The 18,651-nt window shown below is 36.1% G+C and carries 19 protein-coding genes; 12 read left to right on the top strand and 7 right to left on the bottom strand.

Features of this window, described 5'->3' with window-relative positions:
- Positions 1-288 precede the first annotated feature (288 nt).
- The 9 genes from ILA26_RS02670 (at position 289) to ILA26_RS02630 (ending at position 9,768) form a co-directional block, all read left to right on the top strand.
- Positions 289-1,230, top strand: coding sequence for a bile acid:sodium symporter family protein (locus ILA26_RS02670; RefSeq protein ID WP_292893802.1), 942 nt, complete (start codon positions 289-291; stop codon positions 1,228-1,230).
- A gap of 194 nt (positions 1,231-1,424) precedes the next feature.
- On the top strand, positions 1,425-2,042 hold the full coding sequence (locus tag ILA26_RS02665) for a KH domain-containing protein (RefSeq protein WP_292893800.1): 618 nt from the start codon (positions 1,425-1,427) through the stop codon (positions 2,040-2,042).
- Positions 2,043-2,395: 353 nt separating this feature from the next.
- Positions 2,396-4,102 (top strand): DNA topoisomerase VI subunit B, encoded by a 1,707-nt coding sequence (gene top6B / locus ILA26_RS02660; RefSeq protein ID WP_292893798.1) that lies wholly within the window; start codon positions 2,396-2,398, stop codon positions 4,100-4,102.
- Positions 4,103-4,111: 9 nt separating this feature from the next.
- Positions 4,112-5,209, top strand: coding sequence for a DNA topoisomerase IV subunit A (locus ILA26_RS02655; RefSeq protein ID WP_292893796.1), 1,098 nt, complete (start codon positions 4,112-4,114; stop codon positions 5,207-5,209).
- Between the two features lie 108 nt (positions 5,210-5,317).
- Positions 5,318-5,590 (top strand): metal-sensing transcriptional repressor, encoded by a 273-nt coding sequence (locus ILA26_RS02650; RefSeq protein ID WP_292893794.1) that lies wholly within the window; start codon positions 5,318-5,320, stop codon positions 5,588-5,590.
- A 60-nt stretch (positions 5,591-5,650) separates the two neighbouring features.
- A complete protein-coding gene (locus ILA26_RS02645; RefSeq protein ID WP_292893792.1) occupies positions 5,651-7,516 on the top strand; it encodes a cation-translocating P-type ATPase in 1,866 nt (621 codons plus the stop codon).
- A gap of 30 nt (positions 7,517-7,546) precedes the next feature.
- Positions 7,547-7,750, top strand: a complete 204-nt coding sequence (locus ILA26_RS02640) for a heavy-metal-associated domain-containing protein (protein WP_292893790.1) — start codon at positions 7,547-7,549, stop codon at positions 7,748-7,750.
- Between the two features lie 129 nt (positions 7,751-7,879).
- Positions 7,880-8,896: a phosphorylating glyceraldehyde-3-phosphate dehydrogenase gene (locus tag ILA26_RS02635; protein ID WP_292893788.1), complete on the top strand. Its 1,017-nt coding sequence runs from the start codon at positions 7,880-7,882 to the stop codon at positions 8,894-8,896.
- Between the two features lie 35 nt (positions 8,897-8,931).
- On the top strand, positions 8,932-9,768 hold the full coding sequence (locus tag ILA26_RS02630) for a TIM barrel protein (RefSeq protein ID WP_292893786.1): 837 nt from the start codon (positions 8,932-8,934) through the stop codon (positions 9,766-9,768).
- Here ILA26_RS02630 and ILA26_RS02625 read toward each other — a convergent pair.
- Both ILA26_RS02625 and ILA26_RS02620 read right to left on the bottom strand, forming a co-directional pair.
- Complete coding sequence (locus tag ILA26_RS02625) at positions 9,765-10,277, bottom strand: zinc ribbon domain-containing protein (RefSeq protein WP_292893784.1); 513 nt, start codon at positions 10,275-10,277, stop codon at positions 9,765-9,767. The genes ILA26_RS02630 and ILA26_RS02625 overlap by 4 nt on opposite strands.
- A gap of 34 nt (positions 10,278-10,311) precedes the next feature.
- On the bottom strand, positions 10,312-11,379 hold the full coding sequence (locus ILA26_RS02620; protein WP_292893782.1) for a metallophosphoesterase: 1,068 nt from the start codon (positions 11,377-11,379) through the stop codon (positions 10,312-10,314).
- A gap of 91 nt (positions 11,380-11,470) precedes the next feature.
- On the opposite strand from ILA26_RS02620, the gene ILA26_RS02615 reads away from it, so the two are divergent.
- The gene (locus ILA26_RS02615; RefSeq protein WP_292893780.1) at positions 11,471-12,592 is read left to right on the top strand and encodes an AAA family ATPase; all 1,122 of its coding nucleotides are present in this window, start codon (positions 11,471-11,473) and stop codon (positions 12,590-12,592) included.
- Positions 12,593-12,596: 4 nt separating this feature from the next.
- Here the strand turns inward: ILA26_RS02615 and hemA are convergent, their stop codons facing one another.
- The 3 genes from hemA to ILA26_RS02600 are packed head-to-tail and all read right to left on the bottom strand — an operon-like array spanning position 12,597 to position 14,897.
- Positions 12,597-13,796, bottom strand: coding sequence for a glutamyl-tRNA reductase (gene hemA, locus ILA26_RS02610; RefSeq protein ID WP_292893779.1), 1,200 nt, complete (start codon positions 13,794-13,796; stop codon positions 12,597-12,599).
- On the bottom strand, positions 13,793-14,413 hold the full coding sequence (locus ILA26_RS02605) for a bifunctional precorrin-2 dehydrogenase/sirohydrochlorin ferrochelatase (protein WP_292893777.1): 621 nt from the start codon (positions 14,411-14,413) through the stop codon (positions 13,793-13,795). The genes hemA and ILA26_RS02605 overlap by 4 nt, the downstream gene beginning before the upstream one ends.
- Before the next feature lies 1 nt (position 14,414).
- Entirely contained in the window at positions 14,415-14,897 is a 483-nt protein-coding gene (locus tag ILA26_RS02600; RefSeq protein WP_292893775.1) for a methanogenesis marker 9 domain-containing protein, read from the bottom strand.
- A gap of 155 nt (positions 14,898-15,052) precedes the next feature.
- On the opposite strand from ILA26_RS02600, the gene ILA26_RS02595 reads away from it, so the two are divergent.
- Together ILA26_RS02595 and ILA26_RS02590 are read left to right on the top strand one after the other, a co-directional pair.
- Complete coding sequence (locus tag ILA26_RS02595) at positions 15,053-15,511, top strand: hypothetical protein (RefSeq protein WP_292893773.1); 459 nt, start codon at positions 15,053-15,055, stop codon at positions 15,509-15,511.
- A 32-nt stretch (positions 15,512-15,543) separates the two neighbouring features.
- Complete coding sequence (locus ILA26_RS02590) at positions 15,544-16,233, top strand: SprT family zinc-dependent metalloprotease (RefSeq protein WP_292893771.1); 690 nt, start codon at positions 15,544-15,546, stop codon at positions 16,231-16,233.
- A gap of 4 nt (positions 16,234-16,237) precedes the next feature.
- Here ILA26_RS02590 and atwA read toward each other — a convergent pair whose 3' ends face one another.
- A complete protein-coding gene (gene atwA, locus ILA26_RS02585) occupies positions 16,238-17,839 on the bottom strand; it encodes a methyl coenzyme M reductase system, component A2 (RefSeq protein ID WP_292893769.1) in 1,602 nt (533 codons plus the stop codon).
- A 72-nt stretch (positions 17,840-17,911) separates the two neighbouring features.
- Positions 17,912-18,622 (bottom strand): MJ0144 family RNA dihydrouridine synthase-like protein, encoded by a 711-nt coding sequence (locus tag ILA26_RS02580; protein ID WP_292893804.1) that lies wholly within the window; start codon positions 18,620-18,622, stop codon positions 17,912-17,914.
- Positions 18,623-18,651 lie beyond the last annotated feature (29 nt).

The raw sequence follows: 18,651 nt of genomic DNA, 5'->3' as shown, positions 1-18,651 counted from the left end.
TAGACATATTAATATTTAAGTTCCACCTTATATATTAATTTTACTGCTTTTAAATTAAAAATAAAGAAAAAATAGAACGAAAAAATTTCGAGACTCAAAAACTAGTGAAAATTCAAATCACACAAGTTTTTGAAAGAGACACAAATTAATAAAACAATTAATCCATTATTGTGTAAATATTGTCAGAACATTTTCACAAAGGGAGTCATAAGTTTTAGAATCATTTATTACGAATCATTACCCTTATAATCAATACCTTTTTAACATTCAAAATCAAAAATTGAAAATATGAAAGGGATTTTTGAATTTATCGAGAAATATTTTTTTATAGTGATATTGGTGGCAGTAGCCATTTCTCTAGTTTATCCAAATTCATTTAAATGGGTTTTAAGTGAATATAACGGTATCAATATCCTCAATTTACTTTTAAGCATTGTTCTTTTTACAATGGGAACCACATTGAAAGTGGACGACTTCCTTAATGTGTTCAAAAATCCCAAGGCAATTGCAGTTGGAATTTCAGCGCAATACATAGTAATGCCAATTATAGCATTTACTCTTGCAAGCGCATTTTCTCTTGACACCGCCTTGACAGTCGGACTCATTCTTGTTGGAACAGTTCCTGGAGGAACCGCATCTGATGTCATTACTTTTCTTGCAAAGGGAGATGTGGCACTTTCAGTTTCCCTGACTGCAGTTTCCACCGTGATTTCACCAATACTAACCCCAGTAATCACGTTACTCTTAATTGGCAACCAAATTCACTTTAACCCAATAGACATGTTTATCTCAATTGTCCAAATAGTGATTGTCCCAATAATCTTAGGTTTGATTCTGAATTACAAGTTCCCTGACTTTTGTGAAAAACTGAAAATTTATTTGCCTACAGCATCATCAATTGTAGTTTGCCTAATCGTTGCAGGAGTGATTGGGGCCAATAAACAGGCTATTTTAACTTCATCCACAATAATACTCATTGTTATTGTCCTGCAATATTTCCTTGCAATGTCAATTGGATTTGGAATTGGCCGCCTTGCAGGAATGGACAGGAAACAGACAATAACAGTAGCCATCGAACTGGCATTTCAAAATTCAGGATTGTCAACCAGCCTTGCAAAAACACACTTTCCAGACTTGTCCCAGGCAACGGTTCCGGGAGCGATTTATTCAGTCTTCCAGAATTTTGCAGGATCAATTCTTGCCTATGCATTCAGAAAATATCAATCATGATGACAAAATACTAATCCGATTGAGCAATTAAATCAAATTTTATTGCATAAATGCTATCTGAGCTACCACATGCAAACATCATTTTTATGAGAACATAGAAATCCCAAATTTTAAATATTATTTTTTATAAAAACATTTAAAAAATTTAAATTAAATAAATATAATTAATTCTAATTTATTAAAAGGTGATATTTATGCCAGAAACAGATTATTTAAAAATACCTCAAAATAGAGTGGGGGCTTTAATCGGAAGCAATGGAAATGTGAAAAAGTCCATTGAGAAAGCAACTGGTACCATTCTTGACATTGACAGCGATGAAGGTACAGTTTATATCACACCTAGAGATGATATGGAAGACCCGTTAGGAGTCTGGAATGCAAATCACATTGTAAAGGCTGTGGCAAGAGGATTTAATCCTGAAGTTGCACTTAAGCTCGTTAGTGATGAGATTTATTTGGAAGTAATCAGCTTACCGTTATATATCGGAAAATCCAAAAAGGCCCTTGCAAGACATAAAGGAAGAATTATCGGAAAAGATGGAAAAACACGTGAGATAATCATGGAAATGGCTGAAGTCGACATGGCAGTTTATGGTAAGACCGTTTCACTCATAGGTGAGATGGACAACATCATGGTTGCTAAAGAGGCCATTGAGATGATACTTAACGGTTCAAGACACAAATCCGTTTACGGATTTTTAGAACACAAGAAAGAAACTTTAAAAATGAAGGAATTCAAGGATCTTGTCGGAATTGAAGATGATAAAATCGAATTCAAGGACGGCATCGACTTTGATGAAAAAGACTTTTAGGAGTTCCAACTCCTATAACTTTTTTTATAATTTAATCACCATTACAAAAGTTTAACACCCCACAATATTACACAATCAAAGAAATATTACAATACAACTATAATTTTAATAGTAATTTGCTATGAAAATTAATGCAATACTTAAAAACTTTTATATACTTTAACCAACTTATATAGATAGTGTATTACAAATACTATATTTTTTACATGTTTTAAAATTATTATTTTACCCAATATTTAAGCAAGTAGATAGGGTACCGTGTGAATATTACTTTTCATATGCTCTCTGATTTGATTTAAATATACCATGCCATAATAAGTTAAAACATATAAACCGAAGTAGGAGGAAAAATTTTGGCTCAAGAACAATTAGGACTTGATTGGGAAGAGGACTTCCAAAGGTTAACACCATCCCAATTTTTTAGAAAGAACAAGCAGATGTTAGGATTTACTGGTAAAATCCGTTCATTAACTATTGTTTTCCACGAATTGATTACAAACAGTTTTGACGCAGCAGAAGAATCCGGAATATTGCCAGATATAGACATCGAATTGAAACGTGTCGACAAGGAACACTATATCCTAAGACACAAGGATAACGGACCGGGAATTCCTGAAGATTACGTGATGCAAGTATACTGTATGATGTTTGCAGGATCCAAGTTCAGAAACATCCAATCAAGAGGACAACAAGGATTAGGTTGTAGTGGTTGTGTGCTATTATCCCAAATGACCACAGGTAAACCAGCTCGCGTAATTTCATGCTACAAGGACGGCGATGAAATTAAGGGAGTGAAAATGAAATTCCAAATGGATGTTGAAAACAACCGTGGAATCTTAATGGAAAGGGAAGACTATCCTGCAGAATCAACTGGAGTATGCATTGAATTGCAATTCAAAGAGGTTTCATACTCATTAGCGGAACAAGGTGCTTTTGAATACATCAGAAGAACCATGATCGGTAACCCTCACGCAAGAATCACATTCAGGGACCCATCAGGACACAAGTACATATTCAAAAGGGCAGCAGACGTTGTTCCAGTGCAACCAAAAGAAGTATTGCCACACCCTAAAGGTGTAAGCGCTGACGACTTAATGACAATGGCTAAAAACACCGACAGCAGAAGATACAAAAGTATGTTGACTTCATCATTGTCCAGGATGTCAGCTAAAAGGGTTGATGAAATCGGTGAAATGACCGGAATCGACATGAACAAACGTCCAAAAGCAATGACTTTCCAGGAAGCAGAGGCTATTGTCCACTGCTTCAAGAAAATGAAATTCATGGCTCCGCCAACAGACGGACTCATACCAATCGGATCAGAGCAAATCGAAAAGGGTATGAAACAAATTCTTAAACCTGAATTTGTGACAACAATCACAAGAAAACCTGTAACCTATGCAGGTGGTGTGTCATTCATTATTGAAGCAGGTCTTGCATACGGAGGAGACTCCGGTAGAGTGGTCAATGAGAAAAGGAAATCTGAAATCATGAGATTTGCAAACAGGGTTCCATTAACATTCGATGCAGGAAGCTGTGCAATTACAGAAGCGCTCAAAAGTATCGATTGGAAACGTTACGGTTTAAAAGATATGGACAACACCCCATTAACCCTATTCGTAAACATTATATCAACTCAAGTTCCTTACTTATCAACAGGTAAGCAAAGTGTTTCACCTGAACCTGAAATCGTTCACGAAATCAGACAGGCAACCATGAAACTAGCTCGCCAATTACAAAAACACTTAAGAGCAAAAAGAGCTGCTAAGGAAAAAGAAAAACGTTCAAAAGTATTTGAAGAATATGTGCCAGTCATCATCGAAGAAGCTGCAAAACTCGGTGAGACCGGAGTTCCGGAATACCAAGAAGTGCTTGCAAAAGTAACAAAAAGGGCTCTTGCAGAATTGCTTGGTGAAAAAGTTGAAGAGGAAGAGGAAGAAGAAGAACTTGACGCTATCATCATGGAAGAAGTTGATGAATTCGGAAACGCTGTTGAAGATGGTAACTCATCATTAGACAACTTTATTGAAGATGACGTTGAAGACGGATTTGAAGATTAGGTGATTTAGATGGCTGAAGTAGATAAAGAAGGAAAAACACATAAAGAACTTAGGAAGGAATACACCTATAACAAACTCAAAGGATTAGGTCAGGAAATCATTGAAGAGATTGAAAAAAATAAAGTTCCTAACATCAGAGTTCCATCAAGAGGTACTGGAAACATCGTTTACGACGATGCTAAAAGATACTATGTATTAGGTGACAGATTCGGAAGAAGATCATTAGGTAATGTAAAGCAAATCAGAAAGTTAGGACAAATGGTTTATGTTGCTAACTTCTGTAAAGATTTAGTTGCAAGAGAAAAAACCGCTACCATCAGGGAAATGTACTACGTTTCCGAAGGTTGGGGAATCAGCTTCAAATCACAACAAGAATCCAACATTGTTGGAGAGGACTTAGAAGTAACCCTCGGTACCACTCGTGAAGACTTAGGTCTAATGCCAGAGGAAGACGGCGCATCCGTTTACGGAGACATCACCCTCCTTGATGAAGTGGAAGTCAACGCTGCAAAAATGGGAAAATCCGGTTATACAATTTCCCCTACAATTGACCAAGTGGAATTTTTAGACCATAATGTTGACAAAGTACTTGCAGTGGAAACCATGGGAATGTTCCACAGGTTAGTGCAAGAAAACGCACACGAAAGATTCAACTGTCTAATCGTTGGGCTTAAAGGACAAGCTGCTCGTGCAACAAGAAGATTCATTAAAAGAGTCAATACCGAATTAAAATTACCAGTTTACATCTGTAACGACGGAGACCCTTGGGGATTCCACATTGCACAGGTAATTATTTCCGGAAGTGCAAAATTAGCTCACGTTAACCATGACTTAGCTACTCCTGACGCTAAATTCATTGGAGTGACCGCATCAGACATTATCAACTATGACTTACCAACAGATAAGCTCAAAGATGTGGACGTCATGAGGCTCAAAGAGCTTTCCAAAGACCCAAGGTATAAAACTGATTTCTGGCAAACTGAAATTAAAAAGATGCTTAAAATCGGTAAAAAAGCAGAACAGCAATCTTTCTCCAAATATGGGCTTGAATACGTAGTAGACGAATACTTCCCAGCTAAATTTGAAGAAATGGAAAATCAAGCATAGGCTTGAACTTTTCCTCCCTACTTTTTTTTATTTTTTTTAAACTATTTTTGAGCGAATGTTTATATACTAAAACTTTCATATACCCTAGTAGGTATAGGTTGTGTTATTTTGAAAGAATGTATGGATAGTGAAAATTTACACAGAAGACTTAAAAAAATCATCGGACAAATCAATGCAATTGATCGTATGATTGATGAAGATATTCCTTGTGAACAGATTCTAATGCAAGTAAATGCATCAAAATCCGCTTTACATAAAGTTGGACACATCATTGTAGAAGGACACTTGGAACATTGTGTAAAGCAAGCCATTGAAGATGATGATTCAGATGAGGCAATTAGTGACATCTCATCAATTTTAGAATATTACTCCAGACTTTAATTTTTTTTAAAATAACTTTATACCCTATGGGGTATACCTATACATTTGGGGCTGTTTAATATGAATTTTACAAGAGATGAAAAGGTAGACATCCTACTTATAATAATCTCCACAATAAGTGTAATTGCAAGCTTTATCCTATCTCTCGACCATATCTCTTGGATTGCAGTGGTCTTATGTGGAGTGCCTATATTTAAGGAATGTATTGAAGGATTGATAACCGAATTTGACATAAAGGCAGATTTGCTTGTGACAATCGCAATCATCGCATCAATAATCATTGGTGAAGTTTTTGCAGCGGGTGAAATCGCAACAATCATGGCAATAGGCGGATTTTTAGAGGAATACACTGTAAACAAGACACAAGGAAGAATCGAAGAGCTTGTGAACATGACCCCTCAAATCGCCACAAGAATCAAAGGAAAGGTTGAAGAAAAAATACCAGTAGAAGATGTGAAAATTGGAGACATATTGAAAGTGCTTCCAGGAGAAAGTATTCCAACAGATGGAACCATTCTCAGTGGAGAAACATCAATCGACCAATCCACATTAACCGGAGAATCAATACCAGTAGACAAGAAGGTCAACGATGAGGTGTACAGCGGAACAATTAACCTTTACGGATCATTCACAATGAAAACAACAAAAGTGAGTGAAGACAGTTCCCTTCAAAAGCTAATCAAATTAGTTGAATCATCAAAGCCTGAAAACGCTAAAATCGTAAGGTCCGCAGACAGGTGGGCAACATGGATTGTAGTCATCGCATTCCTATCTGCAATAATAACCTATTTTGTCACCGGAGAAATAATCAGGTCCGTTACAATATTGGTGGTGTTCTGCCCTTGCGCATTGGTACTGGCAACACCTACAGCAATCATGGCGGCCATAGGAAATCTGACCAAGTACGGAATACTCGTCAAGGACGGAGAATCCCTTGAAGAATTGGCTCACGTTAATGAATTGGTGTTTGACAAAACCGGAACATTGACATACGGGACACCTGAAGTCGTAAGGGTTGTTTCAAAAGACAATGGTGAAATGATGCATCTTGTTGCATCCCTTGAATCAAAATCCGAACATCCTTTGGCAAAATCAATTGTGAAATATTACGACAGCACCGATTTGGCTGAAGTTAATGAGTTTAAGATGCACATTGGAAAGGGAGTCACCGGAATTATAGGCAACTCAAAAGTGACCGCCGGAAATATGAAACTCCTTGAATCTGAAGACATCACTTCCGAATATGTCCATGATGCAACTAACGGTGAAATCGAAATCTATGTGGCGAAGGACAACGAAGTCATTGGAAAGATTTATCTTGCAGACACATTGCGTAATAATTCAAAACAGACCATTAAAAAGCTAAAACGCCTTGGAATAAAAACCACATTGCTCACAGGAGACAACGAGGAAACCGGACGTTACATAGCAAGACAAGTCAAAGTTACAAATGCCCAATTCAATTGCTTGCCTGAAGACAAAACCGAATACATCAAAGAGGAGCAGTTGAAAGACAATAAGGTAGCGATGATTGGTGATGGAATAAATGATGCGCCGTCATTAAGAAAGGCGAATGTCGGAATAGCAATGGGAAGCATTGGAAGCGACGTTTCAATTGAGGCCTCAAACATTGCACTAATCAATGACAATATCGGCGACATACCCCATTTAATTGGAATAGCCAGAAAGACATTAAACACAATTAATTTAAATATCGCATTCTCCCTTGCTTTAAATATAATTGCAATGATACTGGCTGTTTTAGGAATACTGGACCCTATTGCCGGAGCACTAATACACAATATCGGATCTGTAATTGTCATCATATATTCCTCAACACTGGTCAACTACAAGCTTTCAAGAAAAGACTATTTGAAGAGTAAAAAATTAGGCATGACTAAAAGTTTAAATAAATCAATATCCTAATATTAACTATCGATAATAAGGTGATTTATCATGGCTGAAAAAGAAATCAAAGTAGTGGGCATGCACTGCCCTTCATGTGTAAACGCTGTAGAATTATGCTTAAAAGATGTTGACGGAATTGAAGATGCAAAAGCAGATTTGGATTCCGGAATCACTACCATCACAATGTCCGGCGACGTAAGTGACACTGACATTAACGAAGCTGTTGAAGAAGCAGGTTTCAAAGTAGAATAATTCTACTTACTTTTCTTTTTTTTATTTTAACTTCAAATTATTTTTCTATTTTTAAATATCAAATTATATATAATTTAAAAAATAAATTTTAATCCATAGATTAAATTCTAAATTGACAAAGGGATTAAAATGAAAACTGTTGCAATTAATGGTTATGGAACCATCGGTAAAAGAGTGGCTGATGCAGTGGCCGCTCAAGATGACATGAAAGTTATTGGTGTAAGTAAAACTAGACCAAACTATGAGGCAAGAACTGCAGTTGAAGAAAAAGGCTACCCATTATACATTGGAATTCCAGAAAGGGAACAAATGTTTAAAGACGCTGGAATTGAAATCGCAGGTACCGTTGAAGATATGATTAAAGAGGCAGACGTTGTTGTTGACTGTACTCCTGGAAGCATCGGACCTCAAAACCTTGAAATGTATAAGAAAGCAGGTGTTAAAGCTATTTACCAAGGTGGAGAAGACCATGAACTAACCGGCCTTTCATTCAACGCTATTTCCAATTATGATGACTCCTATGGTGCAGACTACACCCGTGTAGTATCATGTAACACTACAGGATTAACCCGTACATTATCCACTATCGACCCAATAGCTGACATTAAAAAAGTACGTGCAGTAATGGTTAGAAGAGGATCAGACCCATCTGAAGTTAAAAAAGGACCAATCAATGCTATTGTTCCAAATCCTCCAAAAGTACCTTCCCACCACGGCCCTGATGTAAAGACCGTTATGGACGGTATTGATGTTACAACCATGGCATTGCTCGTGCCAACCACTTTAATGCACCAACACAACATCATGGTTGAAATCAATAATGATGTGGAAACCGAAGAGATTGTTGAAGCATTAGAAAAACGTTCAAGAGTAATTGTTGTTTCCGCAGAAGAAGGTTTAGGTTCAACTGCTGAATTAATGGAATACGCTAAAGAACTTGGAAGAAACAGAAACGACTTATACGAAATTCCAGTTTGGAAAGAATCCATTAACGTAGTAGGCAATGAATTGTTCTACATGCAAGCAGTGCATCAAGAGTCTGATGTAATACCTGAAAACATCGATGCTATCCGTGCACTTCTTGAAATGGAAAGCGACAACGAAAAATCTATCGCTAAAACTAACAAAGCTATGGGAATATTATAAATTCCCTCTTTTTTTACTATTTTTTACTGATTTTAATGAAACATAGAGTACTTTTTGGACCTGCAGGAAGTCCTGTAAATTATAAGGGTGCAGCATACAAAGCTCCAAAATACATCCAGGAAGAGGGACTTGACTCCTATGAGTACCAATCCCCTTATGGAGTAAGGATTGGAGAAAATGCTGCAAACACATTGAAGGAAGAATCTGAAAAACATGACATTCTAGTCTCAATGCATGCACCATATTACATCAACCTATGTGCAAAAGAGGAATCAAAGCTTGAAAAAAGTATCGGACACTTGATTGCAGCTGCACGTGCGGGAGAATGGATGGGAGCATACAGACTTGTATTCCACCCAGGAGCTTACCTTAACAGGAAACCTGAAAAAGCCATGGAAATATCAAAAAATACCGTGAAAAAGTTATTTGAAGAGCTTGAATCAGAAGGAATTGAGGAATTCACATTTGCTCCAGAAACCACAGGCAAAAGAACCCAACTCGGAAATGTTGAGGAGGTCGTTGAGCTATGTGCCACATTTGACCACTTTGAACCGACAATAGATTTTGCACATGTTCATGCCCGTGGAAGAGGATTTTTAAACGAAAAAGAGGATTACAATTGCATATTTTCAACAATTGAAAATCAATTGGACATTGACATCCTACATTGCCATTTCACAACTATCGAATATGGCCAAGGTGGAGAAGTTAAACATCACACATTAGCTGAAAGCGACGAATACGGACCACATATCGAAGACCTGTTATCTGTATTGATTGATAACGGTTGGAGTGCAAACATCATTTGTGAAACTCCACTCAGAGATGAAGATTCACTTAGAATGAAAAAAATATATGAAGAAATGATTTAATAATCCTTAACGGAGCCTATTAAATCATCCAAATCATTGAAGAGATTATTTATATCTTCATCATCTTCTTTATTTGAGCTTAACTGGATGACAAGCTCATTAGTCAAATCTTCCATCTTATCAATGAAAGCATTTAAAGTGACCAATTTATTTTCTATTTCCCTTTCGACAACCTGATTGTTACCATCATCCAACTCAATCATTTTTCTTGCAACTATAACCTGATTGTCAAACAATCCATTGGATTTTTTTATGGCTTGAGTGAACTTTTGATAGGACATGTGTGATGGATTAAAAAGCTTATTGACAAGTTCCATAGCCTTGCCCTGTTTTAAGTCATATTCTTTCTCAATTCTGTCAACTTCCTTTTCATATTTGGAAGGGATGTGAACCTTAGGAGGCTCAGGCTCGTGATAGACCTCCTTACCACATTGTGAGCAGAAATGCTGATTAGGAACCAATCTTGCTCCACAGTAAATACAAAAATGATTATGATTATCTTCAGTCATACAGTATTATTTTGTAAATAAGTTAAATAAATAGTTATGATTTTTTCAACCTTAAAACAACAATTTCAGAGTCTGTCCCCCATCTCATAGGAGTGTCCATTGAACCCACACCAGTGGTTACATGAATATACTTGCCAGATTCATCTTTAAACAATCCCATGTTATATTCAAACATTTTATCCGCAAACCAAACTGCAGGATAAAACTGCCCTCCGTGAGTGTGTCCAGACAGCTGAACGTCAAATCCCAAATTTGAAAACCTATCCCAGTAGTAGGGAACATGATAATTGAGTATGTTAACTTTGTCGTTTACAATGATAGATTCATCAATCGTTGGAACGTCCCTATTCCCAAAGCTGAATGTCAATCCGAAAATGTTAATGCAATCAAATTCAAATGACTCATTATCCAAAACAATCATTCCTGCCTTGCGACAGGCCCTTATTACATTTTCAATTCCCGGATAAAAGTCATGGTTTCCAGGAGTGAATATTATTGGCAGGTTCACTTCACTTAACGCCATGAAATCATCTTCCTCAACAACGGATGATCCATCGGCCAGGTCTCCTGAAATTATTGCCAAATCACAAGAGCCTTCAAGATCTCTTAACTTGCCTGCAACCTGTTCGATTATTTGCCTGTGGCGCACAGACCCGAAATGAACATCAGATAAATGTGCAATAGTGATGTCCCTTTCCAGATTATCCAGATACAATGTTTTTTCATGAATAACCAGCTTATGAGCATGCCAGTAGTTATAAATTCCCAATATCGGGACAATAGCCAACAATATCAAATTAACTTCTACAGACAAATTAACAAATGAACCTATTAGATAAATTATCAGAATATCTATTAAAAATAGGACTGATGCCCACATCCACACCCCGTCTGCAGTTGTGAGAAACCTTGTAATCCATCTTGATTTTCTTGATTCAAACAGCATTGGAACAAAGTGATTTAAACCTATCAGAATTGTTAAAATCAATATGTAAGCATCATCAATTCCTCCTAACAGCAAAAAGATGTATTTCAATAGGAAAAACTCAAACAGCATGTAGAATGGAGTGATGAATAGTACTCTTCTTGTTCTGAAACTCATAATCTACCTCTTAAAAAATATATATTCCACTAATTATTTAAATAATTAAAACTAATGTTGAAATGTATTAGAAAAATCGGAGGTGATAATTATGAAAAGTGATAACAAAAAGATTGAAACCAAAACAACTAATCAAAAACAAATTAAAATCGATAATGAAGACAAAGAATATGCTGAATTAGTAATTATCAAACCCGTGGGTTATCCTTTCGATTTTCAGATGATGGACGATGAAATAGAGATTACTAACCCAAAATTATTTGAAGAGTATGCTCGTGAACAATGGCAGGGATTGGTTGTTCGTGAAAAATCACACTTATTCGATCAAAAAATCATTCCAGATTTCGGTTTTGAAATCGTGACTGCAAAACCGGACAATTCAATAATTTCTGAAATGACCAAAATCAAGATTATTACTGACAAGATTGACAAGAAGGTTGACAATAAGATCAAATCGGACATTCGCCTTTCTGACATTGTAGGTCAGGAAAATGCCAAAAATAAGGTTAAGGTCATAACAAGATACTTGGAAAATCCTGAAAGCTTCGGACCTTGGGCTCCAAAAAACATCTTGTTTTATGGACTTCCAGGTACCGGTAAAACAATGCTTGTAAAGGCACTTGCAAATGAGCTTGAGGTTCCATTGTATCTAATTAAGGCAACCTCATTAATAGGAGAACATGTGGGCGATTCCTCATCTAAGATACATGAATTGTTCAAGAAGGCATCTGATAATGCGCCATCAATAATATTCATTGATGAAATTGACGCAATTGCACTGCATAGATCTTTCCAATCATTAAGGGGAGACGTTTCAGAAATCGTTAACTCTCTTTTGACTGAAATGGACGGAATCAATGAAAACAAGTCAGTCATAACAATTGGAGCTACCAATAATCCAACCAGCTTAGATTACGCTGTAAGAAGCAGGTTTGAAGAGGAAATTGAATTCAAATTGCCTGATGACAATGAAAGGTTGGCCATTCTCGAGAACAATCTAAAGACAATGCCTTTGGAATACAACTTGAATTTACCAAAAATGGTCAAGCTTACAAAAGGATTGTCTGGAAGGGACCTTAAAGAAAAAATATTGAAGACAGCCCTTCACAATGCAATATCAAATGATTGTGACATAATCACAATGGAAAACATTGATTATGCATTAAAATCAAGTAAAATTAAAAATTCAGACATAAAAGGAATGTTTGAATAAAATATTATTTATAATCAAATATATATTCAGCTGCATCAATAATTTTCTTATTTTCATTTTTTGCAGCTTTCTTAACATTTTTTGAAATGTCATAAAATATCTTATTGACTATGGAATTTGTTAAATTATCTAAAATTTTTGCACTACCATCTACATCTGCTAACTTAACCATTGCTTTTTGAGTTTCACGTTCTCTTATATCTTCCATAGATGCTCTTAAATTACCAAGTAAATCATCAACTTCCATTATTTTGAAGGATTCTTTAAGTAAAATGAACTCCTCATTGATGATATTTTCAGCTTCACCAAATTCCTTGATTCTAAGCTTGGTGTTCTCATCGGCAATTTCCCTTAAGTCATCAATATTGAATGACTTGACACCCAATTCACTAACATCATCGGAAATGTCACGAGGGTTAGCAATATCCACCATCATAACATTCTCATAATCCATGTCAATACCTAAAAGACGATTTTTAGTGATGATTGGATGTGGAGCACTGGTTGCACTGATTACCAAATCTGCAGTGGCAAGATATTCCTCCAAATCATTGAATAAAATAGCTTCACCGCCCAAATCCTCAGCCAATTGAACAGCAACATAATAAGTCCTGTTTGCAACAAAAATAGCATTCAAATCTTTTTCAGCAAGTGCCTTGGCAACGAGTTTTCCCATCTTTCCAGCACCAATGACCAAAACGGATTTGTCATCAAGGCTGCCCATATGCTTTTCTGCAAGATCAATTGCAGCAGAACCGATAGAAACAGAACCCTTGTTGATATTGGTCTTGTTCCTCACTACCTGACCTACATGTATGGCTTTTGTGAAAATAGCGTCAAGGGATTTTCCGCAGTGATGATTTTTAGAAGCATTATGCTTAGCATCCTTTACCTGACCTAAGATTTGATCCTCACCAACTATCATGGATTCCAAACCTGAAGTCATCCTAAGCAAATGCATAACTGCAGATTGACCATAATCGATTACAATGCTTTGATTTTCATGAGACAAAAGTTCATCATCTTCAGAAATGTAGTCATTGTTAATGTAGTACTCCTTTCTGTTGCATGTTGAAATTTCAATGTATTCTCCTATTGAATATTTCTCCTGCAATTGACGAAACAACTCATCAATCTCCTTTGAAATATCCTCCATAGAACTAATGTCTGCTATCTTATGGTCAACTCTTAAATTAAGTATCACTGTAATCCCCTTATAAACTCATCAATATAACCCTTAGCCTGACCAATCTCTCTTTCATTAATCAGGTCATTAATCTTTTCATCATCAAGAATTTCATAAAGATAACTTCTGCGCTCTTTCTGGTCATCGACAACTTCCTTCAATCTATTTCTAGCATAATCCTGAAGCTCAATTTCCAATATGTCCTCTTCAGTGATTATTGATTGGATTTTTTTGCGCAACTGTCTTGCCATCAGTGGGCTTTTGCCATTAGTAAAAATAGATATCTCAATTTCCCCAATATTGAAACTTGTCGGAACAATGACATTGCCCTCCTGAGGGTAATCTGCACGATTGAGCAGTTTATCTTTAGAAATCTCAGAAACATGATTGCATAACTTCTCATCACCGCTAGCGACCACAACCAAATCGGACCATTCGACCAATTCTTCAACATCTTGAGTGGAGCACAGTATAGCCCCCTTATCTTTCAACTCATCATCCAAATTCTTTCCCGCCAACTTGACACAGGCTCCGTGGTCTAAAAATTTATTTGCACGTCTGGTTGCAACCTCACCTGTGCCTAAAATAAAAACATTCAAACCTGAAGTTTTCAAATAAAGAGAAGTCCAATCCATTTTAATCAGAAGTCTCTAATGATTTGGCATGCAATACTTTAACTGCTGCTCTTAAATCATTATTGCATTCAGTCAAAACATTCATTGCTTCGAGTTTAGATATGTTGAATGTTTCAGCTAATGCTTCAGCTCTTTCATCAGGATCAGGTTTTTTTACGCCAACTAACCTTTCAGACAATTGTTTTTTCAAGTCCAAATATTCATCATGGCTCATACCCATATTGTTTAAGGTCATGTCTCTCAAGGGGCATGGCTTTGATGGTTTGCAACACCAAACAAGTGACCCGAAACAAGTTCCAGCTCCTTCACCTAATCTAGTCTCTCTTCCGAATTGAATTTTAATATTAACATACTCTTGAGGAGTTAAATTAACTTCCTGTAATGCGTTTAAAACTGGGCATGGTTTTACTGGAGGACAACAAAAAGCAAGTCCTCTAACATCTCCCCCTCTACAAATATGAGATGGTGCATCTTCCCAAGTCATAATAATCCTCCAAACTAATTTTCAAAATAATATTCATATAAATATAAAATATTAATATAATTTATTTGAACAATGAATATATAATCTTTTTTATGGAAACTATTATTAACTTCAAATTCATTAATTAATAAAAGATAAAAAAATGGAGGTTGAAGATGAGACTTTGGAACCCTGCCGCATTCTTCATAAGCCTAATGATGAGCATGATTATGGCAATAATCTTTGGAATGTTTGTTCCATACATTTTAAACATTCCCGGCCTTGAATGGGACCTGTGCCTAATACTGTGGCCGGTAAGATGGGTAACCGCATACCTGCTAATCAACATCGCAATATACCCAATAGGATTCGGATTGGCCGAAAAGGTATTCCATTTCAATCCTGACCGTTACGGAATGGGCCTTTGGAATCCTGCGGCATTTTTCATAAGCCTGATGATGAGCTTTATCATGGCGGCAATATTCGGTCTTCCAATGGGAATGCCTGTAGACATGCTGTTCTACCTATGGCCGGTAAGATGGGTAACCGCATACCTGCTAATCAACATCGTAATATACCCAATAGGATTCGGACTTGCAAAAAAGGTATTCAGGTTTGACCCTATGAATCAATAAGGTTTTTTAACCTTATTTACTTATTTTTATATATGGCAAAAGAAAGAATTTCAATCGAAGGCATTACCATCACATTATACCGCAAAAACATTAAAAACATGTATCTTCGAATTAATCCTTCCAACGGAGAGGTTAAGGTTTCCGCACCTTTGTTCCTATCAGATATAGACATAGCTGATTTTGTCAAATCTAGAAAAGAATGGATTTTGGAAAAGCAAAGGCTGATTTCTGAAAACAAGATAAAGGCCCCCTTAAAATACACCAATGGAGAGACCCACCAAGTTTGGGGAAAGGATTACACATTACAGCTAATTAAAAATGACAACATTAAACGTGTCATAATCGATGAGGAAAAGTCGTTGATTTATTTGCCCGTGCCAAAAAGAAGCACAATAGAGAAAAGAAAAAATATCCTTGACGAGTTTTACCGTGAAGAGCTGAAAAAAGCAATACCTCAAACATTGGACAATTGCGTTAAGATTGTCGGAAGGAAACCTACAAGCGTTACAGTCCGCAAAATGAAAAATTGGGGAAACTGCAAGCAGGACGGAAGAATAACACTTAACTTAAATCTTGCAAAAAAAAATCCAATTTGCCTGGAATATGTAACTATCCATGAATTGTGCCATCTTATAGAATTCAATCATGGAAAAAAATTTAAAAAGTTAATGGACAAGTTTTGTCCAGACTGGAAAAAAATAAAAAAAATATTGAATGAATAAGAAGTTATCTGTTTTCTTTAAGCATGTCTTCTTTTTCATCAGGAGTTAATTGTTCAACAATATCTTCAGGAGTACCTATGTCTAGGAGTTTACCTCCTCTCATTAAAGCTGCCCTGTCACAAACATCTAAAACAAAGTCCATATCGTGAGAAATGATAATGAATGTTTGTTCTAATTCGGTACGAGCTTTCAAGATAGAGTCAGTTACAATAACTCTTGTTACAGGATCCATTGTTCCTGTAGGTTCATCTAAAACAATGAGTTTAGGTTCTTTGATTAAAACTTGTGCAAGAGCAACCCTGTGTCTTTCCCCTACACTTAATTGGTCAGGATATTTATCCAGGATGTTTACTGCCACATCATCAGTGAAACCAACAGTTGTTAATGCGTGAATAGCTTTAATTTTACCGAATTCTGCAGGTAAATCTAAACTAATTGCATCGGTCAAGTTACCTAAGATTGTTCTGTGAGGATATAATGAATATTCTTGATGTAATAATCCGATGTAAGGCATGATACGTCCACGGTTGAGAGGACCTACTTTTGTCATGTCAATCCATTCATCACCAAGTTTGATTTCAATGTTACCTCCACTTGGCTCAGTTAATCCCATCAACATTCTGGTTGTGGTTGTTTTACCGGAACCACTTAATCCTACAATACCAAATATCTCTTCTTTATTGATGGTTAAGCTGATTCCATCTACTGCCTTAACAACACCACGTTCAATTGAATAATAATGCTTTTTAACATCTTCTAAAACCACTTCAGGCTCACCGAATTCAGGAATTTCTGGTTTTTCAGGGACTGGAACAGTTTCCATGAATTTATCTACAATAACTTGAGGATCACCTTCCTCCTTGATTTGACCATCTTCGAGCCAAATTACATTGTCAGCAAGTTCAGTCATTACTTCAGGCCAGTGAGAAGTGATTAGCATGGTGATTCCTTCATCTTTTACACCTTCTTTTAAGGTATTGTGAAGTTTTACAGCAGTTTGTGGGTCTAAAGTACCGGTAGGTTCATCTGCTAAAAACATCATTGGATTTTTAGCCAATTGTCTTGCAAGCACTACCCTTTGCTTTTCTCCCCCACTTAAGTCACGAGCAATGTGAGTAATCCTATGGTTCATTTGAACCATTTCTAATAATTCTAAAGCAGCATATAAACTTTCTTCATGTTCATATGTGTCAGGCATAGCCCTCATTACATTTTCAATTACAGTTTCTTCGTCATATAATGCGAAGTTACGTTGTAACATAATGGAAATTCTTCTTTTGATACTTGCAAATAATTTTCTTTCAGCATTGAAGAAATCAACTTCTTTTACCTCGAATGTTCCTCCGCAGCTACATTTTTCACCATTGTGAGATGGTGACTCTACAGCCAAACAATCAGGACAAACAGCGACATTGAAAATAATATTACCTGCATCAGGCTTATAATCCAATGTACCTCTAAGCATGTTGATTAAAACTGATTTTCCACTTCCACTACGTCCTAATATACCTAAAGTCTCTCCTTCATTAATCTTCAAATTAATATCTTTAAGAACATCAACACCATCAAAAGTTTTTGTAACATTCTTAAGTGTAATAAAATCCATGAAATCACCTATTAAGATAATTTTTATTTTAAACTATTAATAAGGTTTACTAATAACAATTGTTTTAATAAATTAAAAATTAGAAATATCAAAGTCCAAATTGCCTGAAATAACTGAACGAGCTATTGAAAACCCATCAACTCCCGTATCAATCATTTTTTCAAGATTTTCACGAGAGTTTACAGAATTATTTCCAATAACTTTTATATCAACATTATTACAGATTTCAGTTAAAAGTTCCCAGTCCGCCTCAAAGACACCTTTTTTCATAGCATCAATATGCAAATAGTCAGCGCCTGCATCTTCAATTAAATGAGCAATGGCCAATGTATCAATACCTTCGACATTTGCCCTAATCTTAACTGAAACTTCGCTATCAACATTATCAACAACTTCAGAAATGAAATCTGCTAAATCCTGACGATTTAACATTTCTTGACCACAACCAATAGCTACAATTTCATCTTGGCGACAATGACAATTAATTTCAATAATATCTAAATTTTTTATATTCCCCGCTTTGATAAGTGGCCGAGGAGTTGTTGCACGCACATTTGCTGAAACCTTTACATTACTGTGAACTTTTTTAATTGAGTTTACTTCACTTTCAATATGTGAAAAAATCTCATCCAGGGAAAAATCAAATTCATTTCTTCCCCTTTCGATAATTTTTCTGCTTGCATCAATTGTAGGTTGATCCAAACTGTATCCACCTAAAGTAGCCACATCAAAACCATAAGGAATAACCTTGTTTAAAAACTCAGCATCAGTTATTCCTGCCATTGGTGCAACTACCTTAATCATGATGCATC

Origin of the sequence: Methanobrevibacter sp., assembly GCF_017940815.1 — an archaeon.
In the GTDB taxonomy this organism is placed as follows: Archaea; Methanobacteriota; Methanobacteria; order Methanobacteriales; family Methanobacteriaceae; genus Methanocatella.
The sequence above is the reverse complement of the archived record's forward strand: the minus strand, read 5'-3'. Positions and strand labels throughout refer to the sequence as shown.

Coding starts and splice junctions, on each gene's coding strand:
- ILA26_RS02670 (WP_292893802.1), top strand. CDS start 289: ATGAAAGGGATTTTTGAATTTATCGAGAAATATTTTTTTATAGTGATA.
- ILA26_RS02665 (WP_292893800.1), top strand. CDS start 1,425: ATGCCAGAAACAGATTATTTAAAAATACCTCAAAATAGAGTGGGGGCT.
- ILA26_RS02655 (WP_292893796.1), top strand. CDS start 4,112: ATGGCTGAAGTAGATAAAGAAGGAAAAACACATAAAGAACTTAGGAAG.
- ILA26_RS02645 (WP_292893792.1), top strand. CDS start 5,651: ATGAATTTTACAAGAGATGAAAAGGTAGACATCCTACTTATAATAATC.
- ILA26_RS02640 (WP_292893790.1), top strand. CDS start 7,547: ATGGCTGAAAAAGAAATCAAAGTAGTGGGCATGCACTGCCCTTCATGT.
- ILA26_RS02635 (WP_292893788.1), top strand. CDS start 7,880: ATGAAAACTGTTGCAATTAATGGTTATGGAACCATCGGTAAAAGAGTG.
- ILA26_RS02630 (WP_292893786.1), top strand. CDS start 8,932: ATGAAACATAGAGTACTTTTTGGACCTGCAGGAAGTCCTGTAAATTAT.
- ILA26_RS02625 (WP_292893784.1), bottom strand. CDS start 10,277: ATGACTGAAGATAATCATAATCATTTTTGTATTTACTGTGGAGCAAGA.
- ILA26_RS02620 (WP_292893782.1), bottom strand. CDS start 11,379: ATGAGTTTCAGAACAAGAAGAGTACTATTCATCACTCCATTCTACATG.
- ILA26_RS02615 (WP_292893780.1), top strand. CDS start 11,471: ATGAAAAGTGATAACAAAAAGATTGAAACCAAAACAACTAATCAAAAA.
- ILA26_RS02605 (WP_292893777.1), bottom strand. CDS start 14,413: ATGGATTGGACTTCTCTTTATTTGAAAACTTCAGGTTTGAATGTTTTT.
- ILA26_RS02600 (WP_292893775.1), bottom strand. CDS start 14,897: ATGACTTGGGAAGATGCACCATCTCATATTTGTAGAGGGGGAGATGTT.
- ILA26_RS02595 (WP_292893773.1), top strand. CDS start 15,053: ATGAGACTTTGGAACCCTGCCGCATTCTTCATAAGCCTAATGATGAGC.
- ILA26_RS02590 (WP_292893771.1), top strand. CDS start 15,544: ATGGCAAAAGAAAGAATTTCAATCGAAGGCATTACCATCACATTATAC.
- atwA (WP_292893769.1), bottom strand. CDS start 17,839: ATGGATTTTATTACACTTAAGAATGTTACAAAAACTTTTGATGGTGTT.
- ILA26_RS02580 (WP_292893804.1), bottom strand. CDS start 18,622: ATGGCAGGAATAACTGATGCTGAGTTTTTAAACAAGGTTATTCCTTAT.